This is a genomic window from Nodosilinea sp. LEGE 07088, assembly GCF_015207395.1.
GTDB lineage: Bacteria > Cyanobacteriota > Cyanobacteriia > Phormidesmidales > Phormidesmidaceae > Nodosilinea.
Window position 1 is genome coordinate 1 of record NZ_JADEWX010000081.1, and the last position, 25,017, is coordinate 25,017.

The window sequence follows — 25,017 nt, forward strand, 5'->3', positions numbered from 1 at the left end:
TGCGATCTCGCGGAATCGCCAACTCTAGCTCGCCTTGGGTTGATTGCACCGTCTTTTTCGAGTAGCCGTTGCGGCTATTAGGGCGTGCTGAGTTGGCCTCATCGTCAGCCTCAGCCTGGCTCAGGTGGTGGTTGAGTTCTCCGGCTAGCGCACGCTCAACCAGGCGCGCACTCAGCTGTTTGAGTAAGCCGGACTCCCCCAGAATATCCTCGGGCCCCTGGCAGTCCGCCAAGAGATCATCCAGCATGTCATCGATGCGGTTTGGTTCTTTCTTCTTGCGTACCATGATGCGGTCTCCTGAGTTATTGGGATTCTAGACCGCTTACACAAAATTCTGATCAGTCTCGCTTTCCGCTTTACGTATCCTGACTAGAACTTTTGACCAAGCTTTCTAACTTTTGGATTTTATGCCTCAATCCGTTAAGACTCTCATGATCCCGACGGGTTACAGTTTTCAATGATAAGCCCTCTTTAAGTAATTCTTTGGCCCTGAAAAAATTGCCTTCTTCTATCTCTAGCTCAACCAATGAAATACAAGATGCCATGTTAATCTTTTGCATCAAAGAATTCTCAAAACACTCGCGAGCCTTATTTTTTTCATTAAGAGCATCACAATAAAATCGGCCGAGTTCATGCCAGTATAATTCTTTATGAGCTTGACTAATATTGATAGCCTTTTGAAAATTTTCTACCGCCTCTCCATAAAAAGAGATGCCTCGCTTCCAATAAGATTTAGCAATAATCCAATAAGCATCTGAATTTCCAGGATCTAGTTCAAGTACGACAGATAAACGATCTGCAATCTTTCTAGGAGATCCAGACATTAGTAAAGCACGAGCAAATCCGAGATGCGATGAAACATAAATATATTTCAATAAATTCTGAAACTCAAGCTGATCGCTATCAACACTTATTTTTGGTTCGACCAAAGCAATAAGTTTTTGATATATGCTTCTAGCAGTTTCTGTTTGGCCATACTCACAAAAGAAATTCGCAACACGAACGAGATCCTTGTAATGATAAGTCCTTGGTTTTTTGTAGCTCTTATAGATAAAATTAGCTATCTTAAAACAAGTATCTAAATCTAAGTATTGTTCAAAAAGCGAGAAAATCTTACAATTAATTTTCTTATCTTTAGGATGTTCTTCTAAAGCCTTTTTGATAGCAGATGAGATAAAACTTGAATCGTCACATATTTGGAGAATAGTCAGGAAAGTGTACCATAGCTCCAAATCTATTTGGCCTTGAATCTTCATCCAAGACCATTGCTCATTTGCAACAGCCTGAATTTCTGAATTAGAAACATTGATTTTCAAAATAAATCTTAAATAATTTTTGCGGGCAGCCAAATCTTCAGGATGTGTTTGCAACCATTTCTTCAAGAAAGCAATTGCACCTTTTTTGTGCTGACTGCTTCCAGATTGAGCAATCAGGTCAAGATACTTGAGAAGAACATCTTGCCCAGCATTTGGATTTTCTAAAAGCCATTCGCTAGTTTTATCAATTGCTTCTTGCTTTTGTTTTTCGGTGCCTTGCTCTTTGATTAATACTAAACCTGAAACTCGGACATTAGAATCGTCTGGATAATCCTCCAGCCAACTAACTGTTTCTTGAATCGCTTTTTGTATTTCCTCAAAAGTTCCACTTCTCTTTGTCAGAGAAAGGTATTTAATGAGTAGCTCTCGATCGCCTTCACTCTTATTAAATAAATCGGTAACTTGATTCTTGAGTCTTTGTTTTAATATATTCTGCTGTTCTGGAAGACCATGATCCCTTATCAAGGTACGGAATTGCTTCAGCATATTTTGATCTTCAGGATAAATTTGAAGCCAACCGGACATCCACTCAATCTTGTCAGTTATCAGTTGGTATACTTTATCTTTTTCTCCCATTTTATCTAACAAAATAAAATAGGTTTTACAGACCTCAAGAGCATACGGGTGATCCTGTAACCACTGGTCAGTAAGAGCTACGGCCTGTTGCTGTTGCTCAAAGCTCCCATGTTTCCTAACAAAAGCTAAGTACTTGCTGTATAAGTCGCGGTTTTCCTGATGACTCCTCAACAAACCTAGTATTTCAGACATGGCTTCTTGCTTTCTTCGAAAATCACCATTCTTTTCTACTAGTGATAACCAATACGTTCCTTCTGCAGAGTTGACAGGCAAAGCGCTTAAAATTTCGTTCTGACATCTTAGCTGTTCGTCACACCAGTGAAGTTCTTCATAGATCTTTTTCCAAACCAGCCAATTAGTTATCGTGTTTTTGTTCTGTAGCTCCGTCACCTTTTTCGTATGCTTAGTTAAAATCTTTCGGACGGCCTCAGCATCTCTTTTAACAAGCAAGAAAAGAGCATTGGATAGCCAAATCCGATGATTTTCATTATATGGATTAAGAAACTCAACTATTTTGCAAAAATGCTGAAACAAACCTGGATAAGAATAAGGAGGATTGTCGTCATGTCGGGGCTTATACCTAAGTTCAAGGGCTTTTTGGGCAATTAGTTCATGCATTACTCCTAAATTGAAAGATTCTTTTTTATATGACCTACAAACCAGTCCCGATAATTCTCCGATTTCAATAGAATCAATCACTCTATAAACAGCTTCTTCACTAGATTTATCTAGACAAGGAAGTAAAAGCTCAGAAGGGACAGAAATCCCATGCTGGTAAAAGCTACAAATCAATCCAAATATTTGATAAGCAGGATATTGAGAGCTATTAGGTAAACTTTTAATTATTTCAGCAATGACCTGTTCGAAGGGCTTACCCTCAGTTAATTGAAGCATCAAAACCAACATTGATGGAGCGTTCATCAACATACTTTTATCTGCTGATGACATTCGTGCTAGCCTAGCATTTACTTCTGGATCTTGGCTAACCTTGAACACGATCCGACGTTTTTCTGATTTGCTAGGGCGCTTGATATTAATTAACTTGATTTGATAGCCTAATCCAATTAGATTTTCATGATAATCTTCACTTGGTCGTGTTGTTCCAATTAGTGTGAAAGAAAAAGGAAGCGGGGATTGCTCTAGTCCTTCTAAAACTGACTCATGGCGAAAAATATTATCAATGACAACATAAAAGTGCTGCCCATTAACTTTTTTTGAAAACTCACGCAAAATCTGTAGCCAGTTTGAGTTCTCTTCCTGCTTTATTAGAATCAAATGTTTCTCTTGCAACAATTTATAAGCGATCCACTTTTGCAAGGCTGTTTTTCCTGAACCTGGCTCACCTCGAAGTAAGATTAATGATATTCCTCTAAAATCTCTCAGTTGTTCTGCAGCACCCATTAAATCATCTTGTTGATCCCGATCAATATAGTTGCCTTGCGTGATCAAGGCCCAAGTAGCTGTTCTCAATTTCAATATTGATGCTTCTTGTCTTTCTCCTTGTTGTCGCAAAAAATCTTCATCAAAAACAATATATGTAGAGTTGCCATCATCAAAAAGCTTTTTTGCCTCTATGTCAGATGATTGTGAAGACGTTAGACTACTCGCTGTGTTGAAGGGCTTTTGCTGAAAACGGATAATTTCTAAGGAGCGTCCAGCGCCATACCGTATAGGTTCCTGGCTTGTGCCTCTTAATGCTTCTCGTAATTGGTCTAATAATCTATCTCCCGTAATACAACCATGCTCATTAGCCTTTTCCGGCTTTAGAGCTTCAAGTACTGCTCCTGTAAAAACACTATGTTTCTCACTTCGTTTTGCTTTAGCTTCTTCAAAGTTACGACATGCTGTGATTAAATGATAATCTTTTTTATTTTTGAATTCCGAAAAGCCGTTTTCTACTAATTCTCGTTCGATCAAATCTCCGCTATGGCAAGCATCAATCAGCATCAAAAGATTACTGAGTTGAGAGCGTTTAACAAGATCATTGAGGCTACTGAAAGAAATTGCTCTTTGCTGCCCCACAGGTTGACCATTTTTCAAGGTTACTTCACAATCAGACGTAGCCAAGAAGCCCTGAGACGCTCCTAGTGCCTCCTTAACTGTGATGCCATGCCCTGTGAAATAAATTCTAACCTCATTATTTATAGCTTGTTTAAGCAATAAGGTCTGTAGGGCTTCCCCTAGCTCATAGGTTGTAACTCTTCCCTTTAAGACCGTGACCTGCTCACAATTCCCATAATTCTCAAACAGGGTTGCTATTGTTTCTGCATCCTTCTCAGGCTTACTCAATTTTTTTAGGTGAGGGTCGTCGTATTCTGAGATACCGATTATGAGAGCGTATCGAGCCATAAGCTTAAGACTTAATCAGGAAAAACAGTAAATTCGAGCTTATCAACTAAGATAGCGAATAAATCTAGCAAGAGCTACAGAGCAGAGTCATGTCTGAAGTCGAACGTCTCATTCTGCAAGATGATGATGGTAATGAGTACACTATTTTTGTTGAATCCACCGAAGCGATTGCACTTCCTCAGGCCTCGGTTGGTGAGGATGATGAGTATGAAACATATGGCATCAGCAATGAAGTCAAAGTCAAGCTTAAGGATATTCATGAAACTCTCCAAGCTTACGCTCGGTACTCTATTGGTGCTTTCAGAAACGTTGCATTTGCGGATGTTGAAGAAATGACGCTGAGATTTCACATAAAGATTGCAGGCAAAACTGGATTACCTATACTTGCTGAAGGTTCTGCAGAAGGGGCCTTTGAAATTGAGGTTAAATGTAAATTTAGAGACAAATAGAAGAGTCATGCTAAAACGTTATGAAGCTAAGCAAACCCTAAGAGACTGGAATCCTTGAATTACCAGCCTTCTAAATTTTGAGCTATATTCATCTCCGTAGGTAACATGTACTATGAATAACTGTTATCGTACCCTATGATCCAGGCATAGTCTTGCTCACGCTTCACCCAAGTCGGCTAGTGAGAGCAGGTCTAGATATAGTGACAGGCTTCATACAACTGCTCAATTCCGTGCAGGCCGGGCGAGTTAGCTAGATTTGAAAACTTTTATATTATGCCAACACTCAAGCGTTGACACAGCCTCCCTGGATGCTCCAGCGTCTCCTTAATATGGGGCGCAGGAGCGCTATCGTGGGCATTCTACGCAAAGCGTAGGAATGATAAAGACAAACCGTTGATCGCCCTGCATTAGTCGATCGCGATAAACTGAGCAAAGCTAATCTTCGCCCACAACACCACGCAGGGGAGCCAGAGCAACAATGGCACTCGCAAGCGATCGCCCAACACAAAAAATAGAAGCGCTTTTACCCGCCATCCTTGACAAAGCTTTTAAAGGTGAGCTGTAAGCAGCCATGAACCGAGAAGACTTTGAAAACAGTCCTGCGGGCAATCTGCTACTCATCGAGCAAGGCGATCCCCCCTGCTATGCCTTTGTCCCCAATCCATTGCCCCCGGCTACCCAACTCGACAACTCTATCTGGCGTGCCCTCTCCGAAGCCGATCGCGCCTTGGGTGAGCTGGCAGGCTTAGGCCGCACCATGCCCAACCCCAACCTGCTGATCCGCCCCTTCATTCGCCGAGAAGCTGTACTGTCTTCCAAAATCGAAGGCACCCAAACCGAAATCGCCAACCTGTATGCCTACGAAACTGGGCAACTTTCGCTTCCTGGCATCAGCCCCCAGCCACCAGAAGCAGACCTGCAAGAAGTGCTGAACTACGTCAACGCCCTGGAGTACGGCGTTGAGCGATTAGCAACCTTACCGATCTGCAAGCGCTTCTTCTGTGAACTCCATGAGCAGCTATTAGACGGAGTACGCGGCGAAAATCGCGCCCCTGGTCAGTTTCGGCAGACCCAAAACTGGATCGGCTCATCCAGTACCCTCATTCAAGATGCTCGGTTTGTGCCCCCACCCGTGCCAGAGATGAACGAATGCCTCAACGCCTTTGAGGACTACATCAACGGAGAATGTGACTTTCCGCCCCTCATCCGCATTGGGTTGATTCACTACCAGTTTGAGAGCATCCATCCCTTTTCTGACGGCAATGGCCGTATCGGACGGTTGCTCATTTCCCTCCTACTCCTGAACTGGAACTTGCTCCCCATCCCCCTGCTGTATCTCAGCGTCTTCTTTGAACGCAATCGCCGCGAATACTATGACCTGATGCTAGAGGTTAGTAAGTCAGGCAACTGGTCTGAATGGCTCTCATTCTTCCTGCGTGGCGTTACTGAACAATCCAGGGATGCTCTCATTCGTGCCAAACGACTCCAAGATCTACAGATAGAATGGCGCGATCGCTTAACGCAAGCCCGTGCCTCGGCCCTGCTCCCTCGCCTTGCCGATAGCCTATTTGAGTCTCCGGTGATCACTATTCCTCAAGCCGAGAAAATTTTGGACGTTACCTACCGATCAGCTCAACTCAACGTGGAAAAGCTGGTCGAAGCAAGCATCCTGATCCAAATTGATGAGGCTTCCTACAACCGTGTCTTCATCGCTCCAGAGATCTTGAGGATTGTCGGTGAGTAAAGCATTCAAATTATACTTAAAGCCTTAAAAGTATAATTCTAGAGAAGCAAATTGTACTTGAGTGTAATTCCTGCCAAAGCCCTTTAGCGAAGGAATTGAGCTCTCAAAGGGACCAACCAATTCTGGCAAACGCAATCAGGGGCGTGGTATTGCAGATAATGTTAGTCACGGTCTACTAATTCAGCGATGCCAGCCAGATCCGTCGCAAGGGCAGACTCATCGTAGTCAAAGACCACAATGCCCCGTTGAGTTAGAAGATCCATAAACGTCAGGCGATTTAAGCCCGCCAGCTCAGCGGCTTTACCCAAAGAGAGCTGCTTCTCCTGAAAAAATGAAATAGCAGCCAGCAACCGAATCCGCTCCCCCAAATCGGTTGCTCCCATCTTCAGCGCAGCCAGCATATCCTGCGAGACTTCGAGCGTAATTGTTTCTGTACCCGAGGATGCGTAGTCCATAAGACCCGCTTTATAAACAATCGGGATGGCGGGATTCGAACCCACGGCCCCTTCGTCCCGAACGAAGTGCGCTACCAAGCTGCGCTACATCCCGTCTTTTTATTCAACCAGGTTAACACGAGAACCCCGAGCTGCTAGCTTAGATCACCCGATGAAAGCCTACCTGGCTACTCTAGAAAGGGCAAGCCCAGAGCGACATAGCTTGCTGATTGACAACTGTGATGTCCACGCCAGGATAATCTGATATTTTTTCAAAAACTTTCAGCGCAGATAGAGGTTGGGTAAATTGTCTGTGGTGCGGCGGCTGGGGTCGTGACGCCGTTAGAGTAAGCAAGTAAACTCAGAGAAAATTCCGCTCTCTCGCCCTAAACCTATCGTTTGGACTATGTTATGGTAGCTTCCTCTGCCCCGATTCCAGCTCGCCCCAAGCCCATCAAGTTTGGTACAGATGGATGGCGCGGCATCATTGCCGCTGACTTCACCTTCGAGCGCGTCGCGCAGGTGGCGGCGGTGGCGGCCCATGTGCTTAACCACTGCTTTGGGGCCGAGACCGGCAGCCGCACTGTGGCCATGGGCTACGATCGCCGCTTTCTATCGGCTGAGTTTGCCCGCACGGCAGCAGAGGCCATTGCCAACCAGGGGTTTAACGTACTGCTCTCCCAAGACTATGCTCCCACCCCCGCCTTTAGCTATGTCGCTAAGCATCGCGGGCTGCTGGGCGCGGTCGTCATTACCGCTAGCCACAACCCACCCGCTTACTCGGGGCTCAAGATCAAGGGCGCTTTCGGCGGTTCAGTGTCTCCTGAGGTGACCCAGCAGGTCGAAGCGCTATTGCCTACTCCCCCTGCCCCCATTGGCGATCGCGGCACCATCGAAACCTTCGACCCCTGGCCCGACTACTGCGCTGCCCTCCAGGCTGGGGTAGATATAGCGGCCATTCAACGGGCGATCTCTAGCGGTAAGCTGACGGTGTTTGCCGATGTCATGTACGGCTCAGCCAGCGGTGGGCTACCCCGCCTGCTGGGAGAAGGCAGTATCCATGAGCTGCACAGCAACGCCGACCCGCTGTTTGGCGGCAACCCCCCCGAGCCCCTGCCCAAGTACCTGGGCGAAATGCTAGAGACCGTGAAGGACTACACAACCTCGGGGGTCAAGGTGGGGCTAGTGTTTGATGGCGACAGCGATCGCATTGCTGCCGTTGACGGCAACGGCAATTTTCTCAGTTCTCAAATTCTCATTCCCATTCTGATTGATCACCTCAAGTCGCGGCGGGGCTACAGCGGCGAAATCGTTAAAACCATCAGCGGCTCTAACCTGATTCCGGCGATCGCTCAGATGCACGGACTAGAGCTCTATCAAACCCCCGTGGGCTATAAGTACATTGCCGATCGCATGCAGGCGGCCAAAGTACTGCTGGGTGGCGAGGAGTCGGGCGGTATTGGCTACGGTCACCACATTCCCGAGCGCGACGCGTTGATGTCGGCGCTCTATGTGCTAGAGGCCGTCGTTGCCTCCGGTCTCGACCTGAGCGACTACTACCGCAGCCTGCAAGAAAAAACCGACTACTTTTCTGAATACGACCGCATCGATCTGCCCCTGGCCAGTATGGAAGTGCAGGCCAAGCTGCTCGCCTCTCTCGCCCAGGCTCCCCCCACAGAGGTGGCCGGTAAAGCCGTTAAGGATATGCTCGATATTGACGGTTACAAACTCACCCTGGCCGACGACAGCTGGCTACTGATTCGCTTTAGCGGCACTGAGCCGGTGCTGCGCCTCTACAGCGAGGCCAAAACCCTAGATGAGGTTCACAAGCACCTGCACTGGGCCAAGGATTGGGCCAGTGCGTTTGGATAGGGTTCGCCTATCCGTAACCTAAACCCACCGCCAGGGCTAATCCTATAAGCCCATGTAACAACACCTCAAAAAACATTAAGACATTGTCTTGGCACTGGTGTAATCCTTAACACTGGGAAATTAGCAACGATTTTTCAGTCTTGAGATTGCCATGGAACAGCAGAAAACAGTCATTGTGACCGGGGCCTCCTCTGGGGTAGGGCTTAATGCCGCCAAAGCGTTGGCCGATCGCGGTTGGCATGTCGTCATGGCCTGCCGCAATTTAGATAAAACCAAGCAGGTTGCCGACGAAATTGGCATGCCCAGCGGCAGCTACAGCATGATTCGCCTCGATCTGGGCTCTTTGGCCAGCGTGCGCCAGTTTGTCAGTGACTTTCGGGCCACGGGGCGCAGTCTAGACGCATTTGTGGGCAACGCTGCCGTCTACTATCCTCTGCTCAAAGAACCGATATACAGTGAAGACGGCTACGAAATCAGCGTAGCGACCAATCACCTGGGCCACTTTTTGCTATGCAACCTCCTGATGGAAGACCTCAAGGCTTCCCCGGCAGCCGACAAGCGCCTGATTATTCTAGGCACCGTCACCGCCAACCCCAAGGAGCTGGGCGGCAAAATCCCCATCCCTGCACCGCCTGACCTGGGCAATCTAGAGGGCTTTGAGGCCGGGTTCAAAGCGCCAATCTCGATGATCAACGGCAAAAAGTTCAAATCGGGCAAAGCCTACAAAGACAGCAAGCTGTGTAACGTGCTCACCATGCGCGAGCTACATCGCCGCTACCACGACGAAACCGGCATTACCTTTAGCTCGCTGTACCCTGGTTGTGTGGCCGATACGCCCCTGTTCCGCAACCACTTTAAGGCGTTTCAGACCATCTTCCCCTGGTTCCAGAAGAACATTACCGGCGGCTACGTCACCCAAAAGCTGGCCGGAGAGCGAGTGGCCGACACGGTAACCGATCCTGAACTCAAGGAGTCGGGTATGTACTGGAGCTGGGGCAACCGCCAAAAGCCCGGTCGCCGCTTCTTCGCCCAGGAAGTCTCGAATGAGGCCCAGGACGATGCCAAAGCCCGCAAGCTGTGGGAACTGAGCGCCCGTCTGGTGGGGCTCGATGACGAAATGGCTCAGTCTGTGCCCGCCACCGCTAGTTCGGTGTAGATGATCTCTACATGCAGTCCCTTCCTGGGCGGGGTGGGTCGTCTTACACCAAATCCTGCCTGAATACCCCCGGTTCGTAGGGGCATAGCATGCTATGCCCCTACGAGGTTCCTGATTATGAATCGGGGTTTCCCCAATCGGATTTCGTCTCACACATCACTCTCACGAGTGAGAAGAGTTAATCGGGTTCAGAATTAACTCACCCCTACCTCGCCCAAGACGGAACCTAAGCCTAAAAAAACGCCCTGGTCAGTCGTTGATCAGGGCGTTCTACTATCCGAAGAATCTTCTGTAGGGGCACAGCATGCTGTGCCCCTACGGGAAATCTACTTGGCTGCCGCTTGCCGTTCCTTGGCTTCCTTAATCACTTCCTCAGCTACATTGCTGGGGCAGGGGGCGTAGTGGGAAAACTCCATGGAGAACTGGCCCCGGCCCGAGGTCATGGTGCGCAGGTCGCCAATGTAGCCAAACATTTCGCTCAGGGGCACATCGGCCTTGACCCGCACCCCAGTTGCGCCGGGGTCTTGGGATTTAATCATGCCCCGACGACGGTTGAGGTCGCCGATTACGTCGCCCATGTAGTCGTCGGGGGTGAACACGTCAACCTTCATAATCGGCTCGAGCAGCTGGGGGCCAGCCTTGGGCAGCGATTGACGGTAGGCAGCGCGGGCGGCAATCTCGAAGGCGATCGCCGATGAGTCTACCGCGTGGTAGGCGCCGTCGGTGAGCGTCACCTTCAGGTCTACCACCGGGTAGCCCGCCAGAGGGCCCCGATCGACGCTGGTTTCAAAGCCCTTTTGCACCGCAGGCCAAAACTCACGGGGCACGTTGCCGCCGGTCACCGCCGACTCAAACTGGAAGCCGGTGCCGGTTTCGCCGGGCTCGATCACGTAGTCGATCTTGCCATACTGACCCGAACCGCCGGACTGCTTCTTGTGGGTGTAGCTGTCGACCAAACGCTTGGTGATCGACTCGCGGTAGGCCACCTGGGGTTTGCCCACTTCGACTTCAACGCCGTGGGTGCGCTTGAGAATATCGACCTTGATGTCGAGGTGCAGCTCGCCCATGCCCTTGAGAATAACTTCCCCGCTCTCTTCGTCGGTCTCCACCTGGAAAGAGGGATCCTCGGACACCATTTTGCTAATCGCCATCCCCATTTTCTCGTTGTCGCCCTTTTTCTTCGGCGACACCGCAATGGAGATCACCGGGTCGGGGAAGACCATGGGTTCTAGGGTGGCGGGGTCTTTGGGGTCACAGAGGGTGTGGCCGGTTTGCACGTTCTTCATACCGATCAGGGCGACGATATCGCCAGCCTGGGCCGACTCGACCTCTTCGCGATCGTTGGCGTGCATTTCGACCAGGCGGCTCACCCGCTCAGTTTTGCCGGTAAAAGTATCGAGAATGGTATCGCCCTTCTTCACCTGACCCGAGTACAGGCGGGTGAAAGTGAGCGCCCCAAAGCGATCGTCCATAATCTTGAACGCCAGGGCCCGTAGGGGCTTGTCGGCATCGGCGTAGGCCACTTTGCCGGTGGGGTGGCCCTCTAGGTCAATCTCGGGCTGAGGCGGCACTTCCAGAGGGTTGGGCAGGTAGTCAACCACCGCATCCAGCACCAGCTGTACCCCTTTGTTCTTAAAGGAGGAGCCGCAGTAGGTGGGGAAGAAGGCCAGCTCGCGGGTGCCCTTGCGAATGCACTCCTTGATCTCGTCAAGGGTGACCTCTTCGCCTTCGAGGTATTTTTCGAGGATGGTTTCGTCTTGCTCGACGGCCAGCTCAACCATGGCCTCGCGGTACTCTTCGACCTGATCTTTCATGTCCTCGGGGACATCTTGGATGGTGTAGTTTTCGGGCAGGCCCGACTCATCCCATACCCAGGCTTTGCGGGTGAGCAGATCGACGACGCCCACAAAGTCGTTTTCGGTGCCGATGGGCAGCACCATCACCAGCGGGGTCGCCGCCAGCACGCTTTCAACCTGCTTGATGACACGATAGTAGTCGGCCCCAATGCGATCGAGCTTGTTGACGTAGATAACGCGAGACACCTTGGAGTCGTTGGCGTAGCGCCAGTTGGTTTCAGACTGGGGTTCAACCCCGCCTGAGCCACAAAACACCCCAATGCCGCCGTCGAGCACCTTAAGCGAGCGATACACCTCAATGGTGAAGTCAACGTGGCCCGGGGTGTCGATGATGTTGAGCTGGTGCTCTTTCCAGAAGCAGGTGGTGGCCGCCGACTGAATCGTGATCCCCCGTTCTTGCTCTTGCGCCATAAAGTCGGTGGTGGCAGCACCATCGTGCACCTCACCCATTTTGTGAATGCGGCCGGTGAGGGCGAGAATGCGCTCGGTGGTGGTAGTCTTGCCTGCGTCTACGTGGGCGAAGATACCAATATTGCGATAACGGGTGATGTCTTTAGCCATAACTGCTTCTCCGGATTCTGTGCGATGGGCCGCTGGTGACCATCTTCATGGGTAACTCAAGCGGGATCTAGGTTGTCTTGGTAGCCTTGACAACAGAAAACTCTATCATGAGACCATGACGGGGAGTCTGAGCTGAGGCTGCGGCAACAACACCTAATTATGAACTATTGTAAAACCCCCGGACGCATCCGTGACAGGGGGCCGTCTATATACTTAAGTTCTTGCTTCCAGCATAGCGGGCATCGGGGCTGGAATGTGCGTCAAAAACACATCGTTCGCCCACAGTAGAGAAGCTGCCCACAGACAGGTTAAGCCTTTGGCCTCAGCTGTTTGACTGCCCCAATGGGTCTGCCCAAGGGGTAGCTAGCCGCAAACCGTTCGGCCTGGCTGGAAACTGGCTAGTACTCTGAGGCGGCCATAACCCAGCTGTTTACTCACGCGGAAACCCTTATGAGACCTGGGGTTCTCGTTCTGCCTTCTGCCTTCTTACTTCTGCCTTTCGGTACTAGTTCTTCTTGATATCCAATTCTTCTTACAATAGTGCCGATGTAGTGTTCCTAAGGGAGCTTGGGCCATGGGCAGCGTTACCGGTACAGACAGCCACACCGCTAGCGGTTACGTGGGGGCCGCCATTGTGGGCAGCAGCATTACGCTGTCGTTTAAAGATTTTGTGACGGCTGCCGAGGGCGACGCTCTAGAGGCGTATCTCACGATCAGAGGCAACATGGCCAAGCGCCCCATCGCTCTGGGAACCCTGCCCGCGACCAGCGGCGCGTTTGATCTGTCAGTGCCAGAGGGCACCGATATTAGTCTGTTTAATACACTCATCATTCGCCCGGTGGGGTCTGAGGCGACGGTGGCTAAGGCGTCGGTGCCCTAGCCGGTTTGCAGCGCGTTGAGAAGCCTAAGCAGGCGTATCGGCTGGCCCGGGAGGACAGGGCGCCGGGTAGAATTAAACGAAAATGAGGGTATAAAGTCTCTCGTTGGTAAGATTGCTGGCATGTTGTGGCCCATGCTGGCTTTTTTGCGGTGCCCATAGTGGCGATCGCAGGCCTTGCGTTTACTCAGTCGCGTTTACTCAGTCGCGACGGTTGCGGGGCGTACATTTTGGCTGACGATACCGTATTCGATTTTAAATGTGGCCCACCTAGTCGTGGATCTGGCAATTCCGCCGGTAGGCTGGTATCGGGTTGCTGGCTCAGCCAAGACCAGCCTACCCAACATGCGTATCTCCTTTGCTCCCTAATGAAGTACCTTTTGCCCCTTGCCCTCTGCACTCTTGGTCTGGTGGCCTGCAACAGCCCTAGCCCCGAAGCTACTACTCCACCCGCACCGGAACCGGGGCCAGCCTTAGAAATTGGCACCTTTACCTTTGATGAGATTGAGCTGGCAGGCTGCGGTATGACGCTCTGGCCCACCGACGGTGACCCCCGCGATGGCGGCGTATATCTGTTTAATGGCATCGCGGGTCAGGATGGTGACGCTGTGGACACCATGCGCATGAAAATTGACGGCAGCATCGTTAAGTTTAAGCGCGTCGCAGGCGAGGGCGACGAGTTTTATGGCCAGTTCAGTCAGCAGACATTTGCAAGCCTGGATGGTGCGGTCACGGCTGAGGTAGAAGCCGCTATTACTAGCGCAGGCCCGGACCCTGAAGTCAATGGCGTCGAAGGCACGATTACTGTCACCAGTGGCGAACAAGAGGTTACAGTCGAGGCTGTTGGCGATGCGGGATGTTAAGGTTTGCCGTTGACTAGTACTCTGAGGCGGCAATAACCCAGCTGGTTACTCACGCGGCAACCCTTATGAGACCTGGAATTCCCGTTCTGCCTTTCGGTACTAGGGCCTGGAATCGCTCGTCGGGGTATCAACTGAATTCGCGGGTTTGATCGTCATACTAAACTTTTGCAGTACCCCGAGGGCACCCACTGGCGAGCCGTTGCCGTCTACCCCAGAGCCGCGATCGCACCTTAACCCAGCCAGCCCTAGGCGTTCTCACAATCCCTACTCCACCACACCGTCCGACTGCATATACCCCAGCTTCGCAGAGCTAGGGCTCTGATCAAACTCGACCTGGCCGTAGTCGAGCTTGAGGATGCGATCGCCCATATGAAAATAGTGATCGTCGTGGCTGATCACAAACACCGTCTTCCCCTGGGCCTTTAGGTCAGGGAGAAGCTGAGTGTAGAAAATGTGCTTAAACGCCGGGTCTTGATCCGCCGCCCATTCGTCAAATAGGTAGATGGGGCGATTTTCCATATAGGCGCTGAGTAGCGTCAGGCGTTTGCGCTGGCCTTGGGAGAGATCCACCGTCGAAAACCTGCCGTGCTCAAGATGTACCTTATGGCTTAATTGCAGCTTTTGCAGATAATCCTCGGCTTTGCGATCGGCGCAGCCGTGCCAGAGGCAATCGTCCTGGTCGTCGCTGAACCCCAGCAGCCGCTCAAACAGGTAAAAATCGGCGAACACCGCCGAAAAATGCTGGCGATACCACTCCTGATTGGCCTCATCGATCGGCTGCTGGTCGAGCCAAATGGCCCCAGACTGAGGCCGATAGAGCCCCGTGATCACCTTTGCCAGAGTCGATTTGCCGCTGCCGTTGCCGCCAATGATAAAAATCAGCTCACCGGGCTGCACGGTCAGATTCACCGGCCCCAGGGTAAATTCGGTGCCATCCCCCCGATAGGTGTGGGTCACCCCCTTGAGCTCTAGCCGCTGCCAGGGTTGAACGGGCGGCGGCGCGAGAGCCGCAACGGGCTGATTGATCGTCAGCCCCAGGGCGGCAAGCTTGTCGAGGGCCACGCTGGCCTGGCCCAGCAGCGGCAGCTTATTCACCAGGTTTTCCATTGGCCCCAGCAGGTAGGTAAAGGTGAGCACGTAGGCCACCCGCGTATTGGGGCTAATGCCAACCCAGTTGGGCAGGGCAAACAGCACCAAGCCCACCGCAAAAAAGTAGATGAACTTGCCCCAGCTATCGAGAATGGCAAACAGGCTCAGCCCCTGCTGGTTGTATTGCTTGACCTGACGGGCGGTGGGTTGCAGATCCAGCTCAAAGAAATCTTGGCGGCCCAAGTAGTGCAGCTTGAGTTCTTTGATGCCCTCAATCAGACTGCGGAAATGCTGAAACAGCCGATCTTGCTGTTCGCGCGCGGCAGCCAGACCTCGCCGCCCCGCCCCTAAGAACCAGCGACAACTCAACGAGGCTACCAGGGTTATCAGCAGCACCAGGGCCAACACCTGCCACGACAGCCACGCCACGTAGACCATGCAGCCTACGGTACCGGCGATGTTGATCATCAGCACGGGCAGAATGCTGGCGGCGGCGGCGATCGCCTGAATGTCGTCGGTCAGAATCACTAGCAGGCTGGGCAACCCTAGGGTTTCTAACGACTTCAGCTCGGCAGCGAGAATCTGGCGACAGAGCTGGAGTTGCAGCTCAAACACCGCCGCCTGGGAAAACCGCACCAGCAAAACGCGGGACACCATCGCCAGCAGCAGGGCGATCGCACCCAACCCCACAAAGGCCACCGCCACCACGGCCCCGGCAGACTCCTGGGCGATGGCGTAGCTGATCAGCGCGATCAGCCCGGCGCTACAGCCGCCGCTCACCAGGCCCGTCGCCAGGGCGATCAACAAAATCGGCCCCGAGGTCTGCCAGAGAAACAACAGTAAGCTCATGACTGTTCCGCCAATCGGGTGTGCATCAGGGCGCTCTTAGCCGCGCTGGCGCTAGGGATGACAGGCACTGGCATTGGCATGGCTCTTGGCTGATTAGTCTATTGAACAAGTTATGATGACTGCGTTTCTACTCGCCGACTAAATTGATGCCTCGCCCCGACCTCAGCCAACTGCGCGAACGGTTGAATGTCTCTCGCTTAGCCATTCAATATTCTTGGCTGACGGTGTGCTGCTGGATTGTGATTGGGGTGGCGGGGTTGTTTGCGTTTAGCTCTCTGAAGTATGCCTTGTTTCCCGACATTACGTTTCCGGTGGTGCTGGTCAATGCTACTGCCCCGGTTGAAACGGCGCTGGAAACCGAAGCTCAGCTCACGGTTCCCTTAGAAGAACAGCTTCAGCCCCTAGCCGGGTTGACCAAACTCAACTCCACTACCACTGCCGGACAAGCCATTCTGCGGCTGAGTTTTGCTGTCAATGCCGACCTGGGGGAGACGACGGCTGAGGTCGAGCGGGCCATTGCCCAAACCAACCTGGCGGCGGGGTTTGACTACGATATTATCCCCCTCAACCTCAACGAGGCGACGGCCATTAGCTATGCCCTGGCCAGTGAGGCGCTATCGCTGGACGAGCTAGCCGATGTGGTGGAGGCTGAAATATTGCCGCCGCTCCGCGACATTCCCGACGTGCTACGGGTCGATTTGCGCGGTACCGGTATTCGAGCCGCCGCAACTGGCGGCGGCAGCTTTCGGGCAGACTTGCAGAATCCCCCCACCCTGATTCGCTTCAATGGGGAAGCGGCGTTGGCGGTGCAGGTAGTGAAACAGGGCGCGGCCAACACCCTGGATGTGGTCGATCGCGTTGAAGCTGCTGTCGAGCGCATGCGGGCTGAGCAACCCCAGGTGCAGATCACCCTGGCGGAAACCCAGGCCGACTTCATTCGCTCGGCTACCCAGGCGACCATCGATGCGCTGATGGGGGCGATCGTGCTGGCGGTGCTGGTGATTATGGTCTTTTTGCGCAGCTGGCGGGCGACGCTGATAACGGCGCTAGCGATTCCGCTGTCGCTGCTGGGCACGGCGATTGTGATGGCGGTCTTTGGTTTCAACCTCGAAACCATTACGCTATTGGCTCTGGCGATCGTGATTGGCATCATTGTGGACGATGCGATCGTCGAGATTGAAAACATCATTCGCCACATGGATGAAGGTGCCTCACCCCGCCAGGCGGCCCTGCTGGCGACCGACGAAATTGGCCTGACGGTATCCGCCTCGACCCTGACCATTGTGGCTGTATTTCTGCCTGTAGCGTTTATGGGTGGCAATGTGGGGCAATTCTTTAAACCCTTTGGGCTGACCGTTTCTGCGGCGGTGCTAACCTCACTGCTGGTGGCGCGCACCCTGACTCCAGTGCTGGCGGTGTACTGGCTGCGGGCTAAACCTGCCGACCCCAATTCGTCGCCGCTAGACCGATCGGCCTCCGAAGCCCCCAGCCAAGCTGAAACCGTTCCCGAATCTTGGCTAGAGCGAGGCTACAGCCAAATTCTCGCCTGGGCGATGCACCATCGCTGGCTGGTGGTGGGCTTGGCGATCGCCAGCCTGATCGCAGGTATTGCCATCATTCCCCTGATTCCCAAGGGGTTTATTCCCCAGCTCGATCGGGGCGAGTTTTTGCTGAACTATACTGCGCCCCTGCCGCAGCGCCCGGAACTCTCCCAGCTTCCGCAGGGGGTGCCCACCGCTGCGACCGCGCCACCCATAGCCGGAGACCTGCAAACTGACAAGTCAGCGCTTGCGCGATCGCAGCTCTTGCAGCAAACCCTCCAGCAGGTCAATGCGCTAGAAGACACCGTGTTTGCTCTGCCCGAAGTGGAGTCGGTGTTGACCACCGTGGGCGGGCGGGGGCGACCCAACGAGGGCAGTCTGTACATCAAGCTGCGGGCCGATCGCGATCGCGACACCGCCGCCGTGCAGGCCCAGCTGCGGCAAGATTTGCCCGAACAGGAGGGGATTGAAACCAGCGTCGAAGCGATTCAGTTTGTCGATACGGGGGGCGAAAAACCGCTCCAGATTGGCCTGGTGGGCGACGATTTGGTGGCATTGCAAACCGCCGCCACCGCCATTCAGGCTGAGGTGGAAGCCCTGCCTGGTTTCGCCGATGTGCGCATTTCGGGAGACCAGAACACCGCCGATGACATCGTCGAAATCAACCGCCAGAATGGCGCGCGAATCGCCGTCATCAGCGCTAACCTGAGCGACGGCAAAGCCCTGGGCGACGCCACCGCTGAGGTGGTGGACAGGGCTGAATCGGTCATTCCAGCCGGCATTCGCATTGACCTGGGTGGCGACTCGGCGCGGGCGGGTGAGGTGCTGGATAGTTTTAGCCAAACCCTAGTGCTGGCGGTGATCTGCATGCTGATTGTGCTGATGATTCCCTTTGGGCGGTTGCTCGAACCAGCGGTGGTGGGTCTGTCGCTGCCGCTCTCGATCGTGGGTGCCATGCTGGCCCTGTGGATTACCCGCAGCGATTTTGGCGTGGTTTCGCTGCTGGGGCTGCTGTTTTTGCTGGGCCTGCTCGACAAAAATGCCCTGCTCTTGATGGATTACATCAACCAGCTGCGCCACGCCGGGCTCAAGCGCTACGACGCGATTATGAAAACGGGCCAGGTGCGACTGCGGCCCATTCTCATGACCACGGCTTCGACGGTGCTGGGCATGGTGCCAATCGCCATCGGCCTGGGGGCCGGGGCCGAGCTGCGGCAGCCCATGGCGGTGGCCATCATTGGCGGCTTGTTGACTTCGACCCTGTTGAGTCTGGTGGTGGTGCCCGTGCTCTACACCCTGCTCGAAGATGGCTGGCAACGGCTGACGAGGCGGTCGGCCTGATGGCGATTCAGGTGATTTTGGTGCCCGCCGGGGCTGAACATCAGGCGGTGATGCGGGGTCTCAAAGGCGTGCGATCGGCTCCTCCGGTAATTCCAGTGCCAGCGGGGCCAACGGCGTTTCGGGCCTGTTTGCAGAGCTGGGAAGATCGGGCTCGCTTTGCAGACCAGGAAATTTTGCTCATCGGCCTGGGCGGTAGTCTTGCGCCTCGGCATCGGGTCGGCGACGCCATCCTGCTGGAGCAGGTGTTGAATGCCGCTGGGGAATTACCCACTGAATCTAGCGATCGCCCTAAATCCTCGTTAAAAGGAGAGACTTTGAGTCAGACTCAGCCCCTCTTTAAAGGGGGTAGGGGGGATCGCCTAGCTCAGTGCGATCGCACCCTCACTGAATCCCTAGCCCAACGCCTGAAGATCCCTATTGGGACGGGGGTGATGTGCGATCGCATCATCACCACGGTGGCCGAAAAGCGGCGGCTGGGCGATCGCTACCAGGCCGACGTGGTCGATATGGAAAGTGCCGTGCTGCTGGAGGCCATGCCCCAGGCCAAAGTCGCCATTCTGCGGGTGATTAGCGATGACTGTAGCCACGATTTGCCAGATATTTCGGGTGCGATCGGGCCAGATGGCAGCCTTCGCGCTGGTACCCTTGCCCGCAGCTTTCTAAAACGCCCCATGGCAGCCTTAAATTTTATTAGCGGCTCTCTCCAAGGACTCAACGCCCTAGAGCAGTTCACGCTTGCTCTTTTTGGCCCAGCGTCTGGGTAGCTTGGGTGGCGCCGCCGCAGCAACCAATGTTGATCGCTTGCAAGGCCGTGGAACGGTAAAATTAGCAGGCTTGGCAGCCTTGAACCAGGTTTTGTAACTACTCGTTGTCAGATCACAGCGGCTGATGGCTGCCAGCCTATGATGAAACTACCTAAATCCCGTAATTTCGATGAAATACTCTAAAACACTCCATCTTTCGCTCATGCTGGCGATCGCAGCTACGCTCACCACCAGTCTGGCCTCCGCCCAGGAATCTGCCAGCTCAGCCCCTGGGGCCTCAAACTCGGCAGCGGCGTTGGTTAAAAACCATGAAAAGTCGTCTCAGCAAGAACTCGACGCCTTTTTTAGCAGTGAATACACCTATTGGGATGCCGCTGTACTGGCCGACTACTGGGGGGCCAGTCTTGAGGAGACCAAAGCTCGCATGGGTCGCAAGCTGCTGTGGGGGCCTGCCGATGTTGCCATTTTAGAGCAGTTTTTGCTCGATGCCCGCCTAGATGCGATCGCAACAGCTGATGAATTGGAGTTCTACCGTGACAGCAGCTACAGCTATGACGATGCCGTTATGCTGGCCGAGTTTTGGGGCGATGCCAGCCCCTATGATGCCAAGCTGCGGATTGAGAGCAACCTGATCATGGGTAATGCCGACGAGATTGCAACCGCGCTGCAGTTGGCCCAGCCCTAGCCCCCGACGGCACCATGATGTTACCCGGCAAAGTTGGCCTTGAGATTGAGCTGATGGCCCCTCGGGGGTCGAGCCGTCAGGCGCTGGCAGAGGCGATCGCCTTGGCCAGCGAGGGTAGCGTCAGCCGCATATTCTATCCCCAGTCGGAACCCAGCCAGATCCCTGGCACGCCTGTTTTAGAAAACCTCACCCTCGGGTTTGAGGCCCGAGATGCCCAGCACCAGGCGATCGCCTGGTGTGTCGATGATTTGACCCTCCAGGCCGACTGCGATCGCACCTGCCCAGCCCAGCCCGGTTGGTATCGCATTGTCGGCGACGACATTCGGCTGATGCAGATTGTCGGCCGCCTCACCGATGCCAACCTGCCCTTGACCGAAGTGTTGCAGCCCGTGGCCCAAACCCTGGGTCTGGAGCTAGACCAGGGGCCAGAGGGGATGGTGAAACTGACCGACGACCTCGGCCCACCGATCGCCGTTGCCGCCCCCCTGCCAGGAGAGCGGGAGCGCCCCTGCGAATTAATTACCCCGCCCCTTACCGCCGAGCAGCTACCTCAGCTAGGTCGCTATCTAGACCTAGCCCGCCAGCTCAACTTTTTTGCCCCGACGGAGGGAGCTACCCACCTGCACTTCGATGGCCCACCCCTTTGCTCGGCCCCAGCCATTCGCAACCTGGTCAACCTGCTGTGGACCTACGGCCCTACCCTGAAATGGTGGATGGGTACCAACTCTCGTTGTCAACGTCTGGGGCAATGGCCCTTAGATCTGCTTGCCCTGGTGCAAGACCCCGATTGGGAAGCTTTACCGTGGGAGCAGGCTCGTGAACGACTCAAGACTATCCCGCTGACCAAGTACTGCGACTTTAATCTCAAAAACCTGGTCTATGCGCCGCGTCACAAACACACCTTTGAGATTCGCATTTTGCCGGTTTATCTAGAACTGCCGCCGCTGATGGAGGCGATCGAGGTGATGGCAGGCGTGGTCAGGCGAGCGATCGCGCCCCAGCCCGTGCTGCCTCACGAGCCCTGGCCCGCTAATCTAGATGGCGTTAACGCTTTGCTTTCTGAGCTCAATGCATTGAGTAGGTGATCTCCACTATCGCAGAATGCTCTAGGACGCCGCTGGCCCCGCGACTCGGAACCGCTCGGGAGAGTTTGGCAAGGACTCCAATAACCTACACAGTAAGCCGCGAACCACTCGACGGTTAGATGCAGCGTCGAGTCGTTCGCACTCATCGGCTGCAGAGACCTTAGCCCTCAGAGAGGAGTGAGTCGGTGAGGTCAACCTCTTTGCCGATGCCCCACGTCTCTTTAAGAATCTCGCGAAAGGACGTGGTCTGAAACAGCATCGATGCCTTTAGTCTAACCAGCAGGGTCTGAGCATCTTCGCGAGATAGTTGCTCAACTTGCTGCTCGAAGACCTGTAATTCAAACTGTTGTTCGAGGGAAAGTTGCTGACGGATATCCATATAAACTTGAAACCCCATCATGACTTATTACAAATATTAATTTAACATTTGTTTACGGCAATTGCAAATTTATATTGTTTATGCTAATAACGCATGCTTGTGTCTTGAGGATGAGCGATTTGAACGGGTTAGGATCTCCTATAGTCAGGGGTCAACCAGTCAGGGGTCAACCTCTGGGCTCCTGCCATTAGCTATTACCTCGCTTGCACCCTATGAGCATCCCCGACAGCAGCTTTTTACCCGATGCCGGCCTAGAACAGGCGATCGCATTATTGCGGCAAAGCCCCGTGGCCTGGTCAGCATTACCCCAGGCCCTACCAGAGAACGGTATGGGCGAGAACGCCACCCTCGCACAGCTCGCCCCCCATGTCTTTGGCAAAGCGGCCCACTTAGATGACCCCACGGCGATCGCCCACATGGATCCCCCCACGCCTTGGATTACCTGGGCCATGGCCCTCTGGAATGCCAGTCTGAACCAGAACCTATTGCACGCGGCCACATCCCCCTTTGCCACCGAGGCAGAGCGCCTGGTGATCGATTGGCTCATACCCTTCTTTGGTATGAGCGGGGGGCACCTCTGCTCGGGGTCAACCCTGGCAAACTTGACTGCGCTATGGGCGGCGCGGGATGCCCGAGGGGTCAAAAAAATCGTGGCCTCAGAGGTGGCCCATTTGAGCATCAAAAAGGCGGCGCGACTGCTCGGTCTAGAGTTTGTTGCTATTCCAGTCACGCCATCAGGTCAGCTCGACCCTGTGCAACTGGGCGATCTAACCCATGCCTGTCTGGTACTTACGGCAGGAACCACCGCCACTGGTGTGATTGATTCTCTCGCCTTGGTGGGGCAGGCCGCGTGGACCCATGTGGATGCGGCCTGGGCTGGCCCGCTGCGCTTTAGTCCTACCTACACCCACCTGCTCAACGGCATTGAAGCAGCTGATTCGGTGTCGATTTCAGGCCATAAGTGGTTATTTCAGCCGAAGGAATCGGCCCTGGTTTTATTTCGCGATGTGGCGGCAGCCAATGGGGCCATCAGCTTCAGCGGCGGCTACTTAGCCAGCCCCAATATTGGGGTGCAGGGGTCACGGGGGGCCGCTGCAATTCCGCTGCTGGCGACGCTGCTGGCCTGGGGCAAAACCGGCCTGGTCGATCGCATTGACCGCACCATGGCCATGGCCCAGCAGTTGGCCAACAACATCCAGGCCGAAGACAGCCTCACCCTTTGGGCTATGCCGACAACAGGAATTACCGTATTTCGATCGCAGCAACAGACCGCAGACGATATTTTCGCAGCGTTACCAACCGGGATGCTATCCACCTGTGTCTTGCAGGATGAAATGTGGCTGCGATCGGTGATGGCCAACCCGATGGCAGATATTGACGCTATTTGGGCTCACATTCAGCGGGTGATTAGCGCTTAGAAAAACTGCTCTGCCCCCTAGGGGGGATGCAGTCCAGCCATCAGCAATAGCCCGCGCATATTCACCATACCTGGACGATTCAGACTCAGATCCTCGACAGTCGCTTTAGTCTGTTTATGGCCATTGCAGCCGCCACAGGTTACTGGCCCATAGCCATAGGCCAAGGCATTTGAGAGCCAGGGGACTTCGCCTATCAAGTTGATCTGCCCATGCCAGACGGCGACAGCTTGCAACCGAGCTTGATAGCGACACCAGAGGAGGGTGAAACCCAATTACGCTCAATTACGCTACTGTAGCGATTCCAACACGCCCTCTGCCTGGTTGGCAATCTGGCGCAGATCATCCAACATGTGTTCACCCGCTTCAGCCCATAGCCCCCGCTGGTTGGCTTCCAGCAATCGCTCTGCCATATCTCGCAGCGCCCAGGGATTAGACGTTTGCACAAAGGCCTGCACCTGGGGGTCGAGCACATAGGCCCGGGCCACCCCCTCATACATGTGGTCGGCGACGCAGCGGGCGGTGGCATCGTAGGCAAACAGATAGTCTACGGTGGCGGCCATTTCAAACGCTCCCCTATAGCCGTGGCGCATTACTCCCTCAATCCACTTGGGGTTGACCACGCGCGAGCGGTAGACCTTAGCAATTTCGGCTTCCAGCGATCGCACTTTGGGTTTGGCGATCACCGCGTTGTCGCCAAAGTAGGTAGCGGGCTGCTGGCCCTGAAGGGTTCTCGCCGCCACCGTCATGCCTCCCTGAAACTGATAGTAGTCGTCGGAGTCGAGTAGGTCGTGCTCGCGGTTGTCTTGGTTGTGGAGCACGACTTGCAGGTGGCGCAGCCGCTGCTCAAAGGCTTCGGGCATGGCGTGGCCCTGGGCCTGGCGACCGTAGGCATAGCCGCTCCAGTTGAGGTAGGCGCGGGCCAGGTCGGCGTCGGTGCTCCAGTTTTGGGCTTCGATCAGCCCCTGCAACCCCGCCCCGTAGGCCCCCGGCTTCGAGCCAAAGATGCGGTAGCGCGATCGCAGTTCGGCCTGGTCAGCCGTGAGTCCCTGCTGTTGCCAGTGGGCGCTCTCCTGCTTGACCCGTGCCGCCAGCGGGTTTTGGTCGGGCGGTTCTGCCAGATCGGCTACTGCCGTTACCGCCTGGTCAAACAGGTCGATCAGGTTGGGAAAGGCATCGCGAAAAAAGCCCGAAATTCGCAGGGTGACATCCACCCGGGGTCGCCCCAGGGCCGACAGGGGCAGCACCTCAAAATCGACCACCCGCCGCGAGGGGCCATCCCACACCGGGCGCACCCCCAGCAGGGCCAGGGCCTCGGCGATATCGTCACCGCCGGTACGCATGGTTGAGGTGCCCCACACCGACAGGCCCAGGGTTTGGGGATAGTCGCCGTGGTCTTGGGTGTACTGCTCGATTAGCACTGCCGCCGCCCGCCGCCCCACATCCCAGGCGCTCTCGGTGGGGATGGCGCGAATATCCACCGAGAAAAAGTTGCGTCCGGTGGGCAGCACATCGGGGCGATTGCGGGTGGGTGCTCCCGCTGGGCCGCTGGGCACGTAGCCTCCGTCGAGGCCCTTGAGCAGGTGGGCAATTTCGTCGGTGGTGCGGGTGAGGGCAGGCAGCAGGGTGTGCTGTATCCAGTGGAGTTCTGCCCTGAGCTCATCTCCCAAGGGGAGAGGGCTAGGGTGAGAGGCAGTGGTTGTGTGCAGTACCTCATCTATCAACCGCGCGGCTTCGACTTCTAGAGCTTCTACTACATCGCCGACGATGCGGCATGGGGAGAAGTGGATGGGTGAGGGGGTGAGAGGGTGAGGAG

At 54.2% G+C, this 25,017-nt stretch carries 19 protein-coding genes and 1 tRNA gene; 11 read left to right on the forward strand and 9 right to left on the reverse strand.

Annotated features, from left to right (window positions below; all coding sequences use genetic code 11):
• On the reverse strand, positions 1–286 hold a 286-nt coding region (locus IQ254_RS17435), incomplete at its 3' end, for a transposase (RefSeq protein ID WP_193967437.1).
• A 70-nt stretch (positions 287–356) separates the two neighbouring features.
• A complete protein-coding gene (locus IQ254_RS17440) occupies positions 357–4,241 on the reverse strand; it encodes a caspase family protein (protein WP_193967438.1) in 3,885 nt (1,294 codons plus the stop codon).
• Positions 4,242–4,330: 89 nt separating this feature from the next.
• Between IQ254_RS17440 and IQ254_RS17445 the strand changes: the two genes are divergently transcribed.
• Both IQ254_RS17445 and IQ254_RS17450 read left to right on the forward strand, forming a co-directional pair.
• Positions 4,331–4,690, forward strand: a complete 360-nt coding sequence (locus IQ254_RS17445; RefSeq protein ID WP_193967439.1) for a CU044_2847 family protein — start codon at positions 4,331–4,333, stop codon at positions 4,688–4,690.
• A 571-nt stretch (positions 4,691–5,261) separates the two neighbouring features.
• Complete coding sequence (locus IQ254_RS17450; protein WP_193967440.1) at positions 5,262–6,434, forward strand: Fic family protein; 1,173 nt, start codon at positions 5,262–5,264, stop codon at positions 6,432–6,434.
• Positions 6,435–6,595: 161 nt separating this feature from the next.
• On the opposite strand, the gene IQ254_RS17455 is transcribed toward IQ254_RS17450, so the two are convergent.
• A complete protein-coding gene (locus IQ254_RS17455; protein ID WP_313887482.1) occupies positions 6,596–6,934 on the reverse strand; it encodes a UPF0175 family protein in 339 nt (112 codons plus the stop codon).
• Positions 6,910–6,983: transfer RNA gene (locus tag IQ254_RS17460), tRNA-Pro, on the reverse strand. The genes IQ254_RS17455 and IQ254_RS17460 overlap by 25 nt, the downstream gene beginning before the upstream one ends.
• Positions 6,984–7,279: 296 nt before the next feature.
• Here IQ254_RS17460 and IQ254_RS17465 point away from each other — a divergent pair.
• The gene (locus IQ254_RS17465) at positions 7,280–8,740 is read left to right on the forward strand and encodes a phosphoglucomutase/phosphomannomutase family protein (protein ID WP_193967441.1); all 1,461 of its coding nucleotides are present in this window, start codon (positions 7,280–7,282) and stop codon (positions 8,738–8,740) included.
• Positions 8,741–8,891: 151 nt separating this feature from the next.
• Complete coding sequence (locus IQ254_RS17470) at positions 8,892–9,896, forward strand: protochlorophyllide reductase (protein WP_193967442.1); 1,005 nt, start codon at positions 8,892–8,894, stop codon at positions 9,894–9,896.
• 326 nt (positions 9,897–10,222) lie between these two features.
• Here IQ254_RS17470 and fusA read toward each other — a convergent pair whose 3' ends face one another.
• Complete coding sequence (gene fusA, locus IQ254_RS17475) at positions 10,223–12,313, reverse strand: elongation factor G (RefSeq protein ID WP_193967443.1); 2,091 nt, start codon at positions 12,311–12,313, stop codon at positions 10,223–10,225.
• Positions 12,314–12,887: 574 nt separating this feature from the next.
• Between fusA and IQ254_RS17480 the strand changes: the two genes are divergently transcribed.
• A complete protein-coding gene (locus IQ254_RS17480) occupies positions 12,888–13,193 on the forward strand; it encodes a hypothetical protein (protein WP_193967444.1) in 306 nt (101 codons plus the stop codon).
• Positions 13,194–13,558: 365 nt separating this feature from the next.
• Positions 13,559–14,053: a hypothetical protein gene (locus IQ254_RS17485; protein WP_193967445.1), complete on the forward strand. Its 495-nt coding sequence runs from the start codon at positions 13,559–13,561 to the stop codon at positions 14,051–14,053.
• Between the two features lie 264 nt (positions 14,054–14,317).
• On the opposite strand, the gene IQ254_RS17490 is transcribed toward IQ254_RS17485, so the two are convergent.
• Positions 14,318–15,991 (reverse strand): cyclic peptide export ABC transporter, encoded by a 1,674-nt coding sequence (locus IQ254_RS17490; RefSeq protein ID WP_193967446.1) that lies wholly within the window; start codon positions 15,989–15,991, stop codon positions 14,318–14,320.
• Positions 15,992–16,137: 146 nt separating this feature from the next.
• Between IQ254_RS17490 and IQ254_RS17495 the strand changes: the two genes are divergently transcribed.
• From IQ254_RS17495 to IQ254_RS17510, 4 genes are all read left to right on the forward strand, one after another.
• Positions 16,138–18,873: an efflux RND transporter permease subunit gene (locus tag IQ254_RS17495; RefSeq protein ID WP_193967447.1), complete on the forward strand. Its 2,736-nt coding sequence runs from the start codon at positions 16,138–16,140 to the stop codon at positions 18,871–18,873.
• The gene (locus IQ254_RS17500; RefSeq protein WP_193967448.1) at positions 18,873–19,637 is read left to right on the forward strand and encodes a hypothetical protein; all 765 of its coding nucleotides are present in this window, start codon (positions 18,873–18,875) and stop codon (positions 19,635–19,637) included. Before IQ254_RS17495 ends, IQ254_RS17500 begins: the two co-directional genes overlap by 1 nt.
• Positions 19,638–19,806: 169 nt before the next feature.
• Positions 19,807–20,322 (forward strand): hypothetical protein, encoded by a 516-nt coding sequence (locus tag IQ254_RS17505; protein ID WP_193967449.1) that lies wholly within the window; start codon positions 19,807–19,809, stop codon positions 20,320–20,322.
• 14 nt (positions 20,323–20,336) lie between these two features.
• Complete coding sequence (locus tag IQ254_RS17510) at positions 20,337–21,407, forward strand: amidoligase family protein (protein ID WP_193967450.1); 1,071 nt, start codon at positions 20,337–20,339, stop codon at positions 21,405–21,407.
• Between the two features lie 160 nt (positions 21,408–21,567).
• Here the strand turns inward: IQ254_RS17510 and IQ254_RS17515 are convergent, their stop codons facing one another.
• Complete coding sequence (locus IQ254_RS17515; RefSeq protein ID WP_228040825.1) at positions 21,568–21,807, reverse strand: NblA/ycf18 family protein; 240 nt, start codon at positions 21,805–21,807, stop codon at positions 21,568–21,570.
• A gap of 191 nt (positions 21,808–21,998) precedes the next feature.
• Between IQ254_RS17515 and IQ254_RS17520 the strand changes: the two genes are divergently transcribed.
• Entirely contained in the window at positions 21,999–23,204 is a 1,206-nt protein-coding gene (locus IQ254_RS17520) for a pyridoxal-dependent decarboxylase (protein WP_193967451.1), read from the forward strand.
• Between the two features lie 17 nt (positions 23,205–23,221).
• Here the strand turns inward: IQ254_RS17520 and IQ254_RS17525 are convergent, their stop codons facing one another.
• Complete coding sequence (locus IQ254_RS17525) at positions 23,222–23,476, reverse strand: hypothetical protein (RefSeq protein ID WP_193967452.1); 255 nt, start codon at positions 23,474–23,476, stop codon at positions 23,222–23,224.
• Positions 23,477–23,491: 15 nt separating this feature from the next.
• The coding region (locus tag IQ254_RS17530; protein WP_193967453.1) for a cobaltochelatase subunit CobN at positions 23,492–25,017 on the reverse strand (1,526 nt) is incomplete at its 5' end.

What these genes read in the sequence shown, in the direction of transcription:
- IQ254_RS17470 (WP_193967442.1), top strand. Translation starts at nt 8,892, where the DNA reads ATGGAACAGCAGAAAACAGTCATTGTGACCGGGGCCTCCTCTGGGGTA.
- IQ254_RS17465 (WP_193967441.1), top strand. Translation starts at nt 7,280, where the DNA reads ATGGTAGCTTCCTCTGCCCCGATTCCAGCTCGCCCCAAGCCCATCAAG.
- IQ254_RS17440 (WP_193967438.1), bottom strand. Translation starts at nt 4,241, where the DNA reads ATGGCTCGATACGCTCTCATAATCGGTATCTCAGAATACGACGACCCT.
- IQ254_RS17515 (WP_228040825.1), bottom strand. Translation starts at nt 21,807, where the DNA reads ATGATGGGGTTTCAAGTTTATATGGATATCCGTCAGCAACTTTCCCTC.
- IQ254_RS17510 (WP_193967450.1), top strand. Translation starts at nt 20,337, where the DNA reads ATGATGTTACCCGGCAAAGTTGGCCTTGAGATTGAGCTGATGGCCCCT.
- IQ254_RS17490 (WP_193967446.1), bottom strand. Translation starts at nt 15,991, where the DNA reads ATGAGCTTACTGTTGTTTCTCTGGCAGACCTCGGGGCCGATTTTGTTG.
- IQ254_RS17445 (WP_193967439.1), top strand. Translation starts at nt 4,331, where the DNA reads ATGTCTGAAGTCGAACGTCTCATTCTGCAAGATGATGATGGTAATGAG.
- IQ254_RS17505 (WP_193967449.1), top strand. Translation starts at nt 19,807, where the DNA reads ATGAAATACTCTAAAACACTCCATCTTTCGCTCATGCTGGCGATCGCA.
- IQ254_RS17500 (WP_193967448.1), top strand. Translation starts at nt 18,873, where the DNA reads ATGGCGATTCAGGTGATTTTGGTGCCCGCCGGGGCTGAACATCAGGCG.
- IQ254_RS17480 (WP_193967444.1), top strand. Translation starts at nt 12,888, where the DNA reads ATGGGCAGCGTTACCGGTACAGACAGCCACACCGCTAGCGGTTACGTG.
- fusA (WP_193967443.1), bottom strand. Translation starts at nt 12,313, where the DNA reads ATGGCTAAAGACATCACCCGTTATCGCAATATTGGTATCTTCGCCCAC.
- IQ254_RS17495 (WP_193967447.1), top strand. Translation starts at nt 16,138, where the DNA reads ATGCCTCGCCCCGACCTCAGCCAACTGCGCGAACGGTTGAATGTCTCT.
- IQ254_RS17450 (WP_193967440.1), top strand. Translation starts at nt 5,262, where the DNA reads ATGAACCGAGAAGACTTTGAAAACAGTCCTGCGGGCAATCTGCTACTC.
- IQ254_RS17520 (WP_193967451.1), top strand. Translation starts at nt 21,999, where the DNA reads ATGAGCATCCCCGACAGCAGCTTTTTACCCGATGCCGGCCTAGAACAG.
- IQ254_RS17485 (WP_193967445.1), top strand. Translation starts at nt 13,559, where the DNA reads ATGAAGTACCTTTTGCCCCTTGCCCTCTGCACTCTTGGTCTGGTGGCC.